We start from the raw sequence: 5,669 nt of genomic DNA, 5'->3' as shown, positions 1-5,669 counted from the left end.
CGTCACCGTGATGCGTGAAATGCCCAGCTCCGAGGCCAGCACGCGCGACGACGGCAGGCGCTGTCCCGCCACCAGCGTGTGGTCCAGCACGCCGCGCCGCACGATGTCGTAGATCTGCTTTTGCAGCGGGTCGGGCGACTCGCGCGAGAGCGCGCCGGACAGCAGGTCGGCGAGCAGGACTTCCTTCATGAAGTGGACCTATCTCTGATTGGATTGTGGCTATACAAGATATAGCCAGTAGTTGCTATCGTCAACGCCGTATCGAATGCGGCGCCAACGTGGAAAGCCGCGACAAACAAGGGGAATTCCATGCAAGACCAGAATGGCCGCAGACAGCCGGTCAGGGCGGCGGCCGCCGCTTTCTTCGGCACCATGATCGAGTGGTACGACTTCTACTGCTACGCCACGGCGGCCGCCCTGGTGTTCGGTGACGTGTTCTTCGCCACCAACGATCCCTTCATGGGCACGCTGGCCTCGCTCGGCACCTTCGCCATCGGCTTTTTCGCGCGACCGGTGGGCGCGGTGCTGTTCGGCCACCTGGGCGACCGCGTCGGCCGCAAGCAGAGCCTGGTCATCACGCTGCTGCTGATGGGCGTGGCCACCACGCTGATCGGGCTGCTGCCTTCCTATCACTCCATCGGCCTGGCCGCCGTGGTGCTGCTGGTCGCGCTGCGGCTGGTGCAGGGCATCGCGGTGGGCGGCGAATGGGGCGGCGCGGTGCTGATCGCGGCCGAACACGCGCCGCCCAAGTGGCGCACCTTCCTGGCCTCGGCGCCGCAGTACGGCAGCCCCATCGGCCTGATCCTGGCCACCGGCGTGTTCCGCCTGGTGTCGGACCTGCCCAAAGAGGACTTCCTGTCATGGGGCTGGCGCCTGCCCTTCATCATCAGCGGCGTGCTGGTGCTGGTGGCCTTCGTCATCCGCCGCGGCGTCAACGAGAGCCCCGAACTGGAAGCGCGCCTGAAGGAAAAGAAAAAGGAAAGCACCGCCCCCATCCGCCTGGTGCTGCGCGAACGCAAGCGCGCGCTGCTGCTGGGCATCGGCCTGTGCCTGCTGGGCATCTCCGGGTTCTACTTCGTCACCACCCTGATGATCACCTACACCACCACCTACCTGAAGATCACGCGCAGCCAGATCCTGGACGTGGTGACCTGGGCCGGCGTGGTCGAGCTGATCAGCTTCCCGATCGCCTCGTACATCGCCACCCGGGTCGGCGAGCGCCGCTTCCTGATCTGGGTCACCGCGCTGTCGACGTTGTGGGCCGTGCCGATGATGATGCTGATCCTGACCGGCGACATCCAGAACATCGCCATCGGCATCCTCACCGCCATCTTCCTGATCGGCGCCTACTACGCGGTGCTGGCGCCCTACCTGCCGCTGGCCTTCCCGGTGGAGATGCGCTACACCGGCATCTCGCTCAGCTTCCAGCTGTGCGGCGCGATCTTCGGCGGCACCACGCCGCTGGTGGGGCTGTGGGTGGCGCACACCTTCGGCCTGACCTGGCAGCCGATGGCGCTGATGTTCGCCCTCATCGCCGGCGCCAACCTGCTGTGCGCCATCTACCTGCCCACGCCGGAGCGCGAGGCCGCCCGCCAGCGCGGCGGCGCGCTGGGCGCTGGTCAGCATAGCCGCGCGCTGTAGCGGCGGCGCCGGCCGGGGCGGCAGCCCGCACGCCCCGGCCGGCTTTACAAGAATTATTCTTATTTGCAATAATCGGCGGTTTCGTCCCTTCCACGTTGCCCCCGCATGCGCCGGACCCGCCCCGCCGAACACGGTTGGCTCGCCTACTATCGCGAGCTGCTGGGCACATGGAAGCGCAAGGGACACGCCAGCGGCGATGTCGAGGACACCGCCCACGACGCCATCGCCAACATGCTCGAAGGCGACGTCTCGGCGATCCACAACCCGCGCGCCTATCTGCACCGCAGCGTCTACCACGGGCTGGCGAACCAGTACCATAGGCAGCTGCGCACGGCCGCCATCCCGCTGCAGGACCTGGACGACGACGAGCACCCCGCGCAGGACGGCCCCGAGGCCGGCGCCCGCACCGCGCAACTGTCGCGCGCGCTGCGCCAGGCGCTGGACGAACTGCCCGAACCCTGCGCCGTGGTCTTCGCCTGGCACCGGCTGGAAGGCTGGACCGTGCCGGAAATCGCCGCGCAGCTGGGGCTGTCGGTCAGCAGCGTCGAAAAATACCTCACCCGCACCATGCGGCACCTGCACACCCGCCTGCATGCCTATTCGCCATGACTGAGCTCGCCAAGCCTCCCAGGGATCCGCTGGACGCGGCGGCGTACTGGTTCGCGCGCGACCACGGCGGCCTGATGACGGCCGCCGAACGGCGCCAGTTCGACGCGTGGCGCCAGGCCGATGCCGCCCACGAGCGCGCCTACCAGGAGATGCTGCAGGTCTGGGGCCTGACCCAGGCCGTGCCCGACCACGACCTGCGCCCGCTGCTGGCGCGGCGGCCGCCGGCCCGCGCCGTATCGCCCGAACGCCGCCGGCTGGCCTGGGGCCTGGCCGCCACCGCCTGCGCCGCCGCCGGCGCGGGCCTGGCCTGGCCGCTGTGGTGGCCGGCCGAAACGCTGTTCCAGCAGCGCTACGCCACCGGCCGCGGCGAACGCCGCCGGGTGGCGCTGCAGGACGACTCGGTCCTGACGCTCAACACCGCCACCCAGGCCGAGGTGCGCTACACCCGCGACGAGCGCCATGTGGCGCTGCAGGCCGGCGAAATCCTGTTCGAGGTCTCGCCGGACAAGGCCCGGCCCTTCATCGTCGAGACCGAGCTGGGCCGCGTGCGCGTCACCGGCACGCGCTTCAACGTGCGCTATGACCGCCAGCGGCTGGCGGTGGCGGTCGAATCCGGCTCGGTCGAGGTCGCCACCGGCGCCTGGTGGCAGCGCGAACGGGTGCTGCTGGCCGCCGGCCAGGGCGTCAGCCTGGCGCGCCAGGGCGACCCGCTGCAGGTCGAAAGCGTGAACGTGGCCGCGCTCACCGCCTGGAAACAGGGCAAGGCGGTCTTCGACAACGTGCCGCTGGCGCAGGTGGTGGACGAGATCAACCGCTACCGCGAACAGCCCATCCGGGTCGCCGCCGCGCTGCGCGGCATCCGCATCGCCGGCGTGTTCGACATCGACGACACGCGCGGCTTCCTGACCGCCCTGCCCGCCCTGATCCCGGTGCGCGTGGCGCCGCGCGCCGACGGCGGCAGCGACCTCGTCGCCCGTTGACCCGGCGCCGCGCCGGCGAAGATACATCTTGTTTCTATTTTGATTTGAGAATCATTACGGGGTTCGGTGTCCGATCCGCTCTTAGCAGGTAAGCGGAGGCTGTCGCCCCGCATGAACCCGCCGGCCGGTTCCCTCGCGGAAACCGCCGCCCCGATCGAGCGCCATCGTGACCCAGATTTCCGCCAGGCCCACCCGCCTCCCGCGCCCCCGCGCCACGCCGCTGCATGCCGCCCTCGGCACCCTGACCCTTGCCCTCGCCATCGCCCTGGGCGCCGCGCCGTCCGCCGTCCACGCGCAGGCCGCCGCCGTCAAGATCGACATCCCGGCCCAATCGCTGGCGCAAGCGCTGCTGCAACTGGGCCGCCAGACCCGGCTGCAGGTCTACTACCTGCCCGAAGCCGTGCAGGACCGCCGCGCGCCGGCCATCAGCGGCACGCTGACACCGCAGCAGGCGCTGGACCGGCTGCTGGCGGGCACCGGCCTGGTGGCGCGCATCAACGGCAACACCGCGGTGGTGCAGCAGCCGGCCGGCGACACCGCCACCCTGCCCAGCGTGTCGGTCTACGGCGACGCGCGCGGCGAGGCCGTCGAAGGCCTGGTTGCGCGCCGCAGCCGCACCGGCACCAAGACCGACACGGCGCTCAACGAGATCCCGCAGACCATCAACGTGGTCACCGCGCAGCAGGTCGAGATGACCGGCGCCACCGACATCAACCAGGCGCTGCACTACGTGCCCGGCTTCTCCAGCTATGGCTCGGACAACCGCTCCGACTGGTACTCGGCCCTGCGCGGCTTCACCCCCACGGCCTACGTCGACGGCCTGCAGGTGCCCAACACGCTCAACCTGGCCAGCTGGCGCGTCGATCCCTACCTGATCGACAGCATCACCGTGCTGCGCGGCCCGACCTCGGTGCTGTACGGCCAGGGCGACCCCGGCGCCATCGTCGACGTGCAGAGCAAGCTGGCCAACGGCGAGCGCATCCGCGAGATCGAGACCCAGGTCGGCAACTACGCCCGCAAGCAGCTCAGTTTCGACCTCGGCGACAGCCTCAACGAGGACGGCACGCTGTCGTACCGCATCCTGGGCGTGGGCCGCGACGGCAACGCCCAGACCGGCCCCAACAAGGACCAGCGCGTGGTCCTGGCGCCGTCGCTGCGCTGGCAGCCCAGCGCCGCCACCAGCCTGACGCTGTCGGCCACCTTCCTGGAAGACTGGGGCGATGTCACCAGCAACTTCCTGCCCGCCCAGGGCACGGTGCTGCCCAACCCCAACGGCCGCATCTCGCGCGATCTCTACACCGGCGAGCCGGACTTCAACTACTACCACAAGAAGCAGTGGTCGCTCGGCTACGCGCTGGAACACAAGCTGGATTCGGTCTGGACCCTGCGCCAGAACACCCGCCTGATGCACCTGCAGCTGAACAACCGCTCGGTCTACGGCGGCGGCCTGGATGACAGCGATCCGACCATGGCCTCGATCACGCGCTACGCCGGCATCTTCCAGTTCAACTACAGCCGCTTCGACGTCGACAACCAGGCCGAGGCCAAATTCCGCACCGGCGCGCTCGAACACACGCTGCTGACCGGCCTGGAATACAGCCGCCAGTCGACCACCGACAGCGAATGGCTGGCGCAGGCGCCGTCGCTGAACCTGTACAACCCGGTCTACACGCCGATCAACAAATCGCTGTTCTACGGCCCCAACGCCTACCCGCGCACCGACACCTACACCGTCATGAACACGGTCGGCCTGTACGCGCAGGACCAGGTCAAATGGGACCGCTGGGTGCTGACGCTGGGCGGCCGCAAGGACTGGGCCCGCACCCGCCAGAACGACCGCGAGGCCGACACCCGCACCTCGCAGCTGGACCAGGCTTTCACCGGCCGCGTCGGCCTGACCTACCTGGGCGACTATGGCCTGTCGCCCTACGTCAGCTATTCGACCTCGTTCAACCCGGTCTCGAACACGCGCCTGGCCGACGGCAGCTGGGCCAAGCCGACCCAGGGCAAACAGATCGAGGCCGGCCTGCGCTGGCAGCCCGACGGCAAGAACCTGACGCTGAACGCCGCGGTCTACCAGATCAAGCAGACCGACGTCGTCACCAACAACCCGAACGACCCCACCAACAGCAGCTACGTGCAGACCGGCGCGGTACGCTCGCAGGGCATCGAGCTGAGCGCGGTCGGCAAGATCACGCCGGAACTGTCCATCGTCGGCGCCTACGTGTTCCAGAACGTCAAGATCACCAAGGCCAACGACGAGACCCAGGGCAAGTGGCCGGTGGACATCCCGCGTCCGCGCCAGATGGCGTCGCTGTGGGCCGACTGGACCTGGCGCACCGGGCCGCTGGAAGGCTTCGGCGCCGGCGCGGGCGTGCGCTACCAGAGCTCGGCCGCGGGCGCGTCCGACAACTCGCTGAAGATCCCCAGCTACACCGT

The 5,669-nt window shown here is 69.2% G+C and carries 5 protein-coding genes; 4 read left to right on the top strand and 1 reads right to left on the bottom strand.

Annotation, left to right across the window (positions count from 1 at the left end; genetic code table 11):
* The coding region (locus AOZ53_RS02185; RefSeq protein WP_054486700.1) for a GntR family transcriptional regulator at positions 1-189 on the bottom strand (189 nt) is incomplete at its 3' end.
* Between the two features lie 120 nt (positions 190-309).
* Here AOZ53_RS02185 and AOZ53_RS02180 point away from each other — a divergent pair.
* The 4 genes from AOZ53_RS02180 to AOZ53_RS02165 all read left to right on the top strand — a co-directional run.
* Entirely contained in the window at positions 310-1,641 is a 1,332-nt protein-coding gene (locus AOZ53_RS02180; RefSeq protein ID WP_054431865.1) for an MFS transporter, read from the top strand.
* Positions 1,642-1,746: 105 nt separating this feature from the next.
* Positions 1,747-2,250, top strand: coding sequence for a sigma-70 family RNA polymerase sigma factor (locus AOZ53_RS02175; RefSeq protein ID WP_054431866.1), 504 nt, complete (start codon positions 1,747-1,749; stop codon positions 2,248-2,250).
* Complete coding sequence (locus AOZ53_RS02170; protein WP_054431867.1) at positions 2,247-3,230, top strand: FecR family protein; 984 nt, start codon at positions 2,247-2,249, stop codon at positions 3,228-3,230. Before AOZ53_RS02175 ends, AOZ53_RS02170 begins: the two co-directional genes overlap by 4 nt.
* A gap of 436 nt (positions 3,231-3,666) precedes the next feature.
* Positions 3,667-5,669 (top strand): TonB-dependent siderophore receptor (locus AOZ53_RS02165; RefSeq protein ID WP_369816776.1); only part of this gene is annotated, 2,003 nt, incomplete at its 3' end.

Origin of the sequence: Achromobacter sp. 2789STDY5608621, from assembly GCF_001299375.1 — a bacterium.
GTDB lineage: Bacteria > Pseudomonadota > Gammaproteobacteria > Burkholderiales > Burkholderiaceae_B > Achromobacter > Achromobacter insuavis.
The sequence above is the reverse complement of the archived record's forward strand: the minus strand, read 5'-3'. Positions and strand labels throughout refer to the sequence as shown.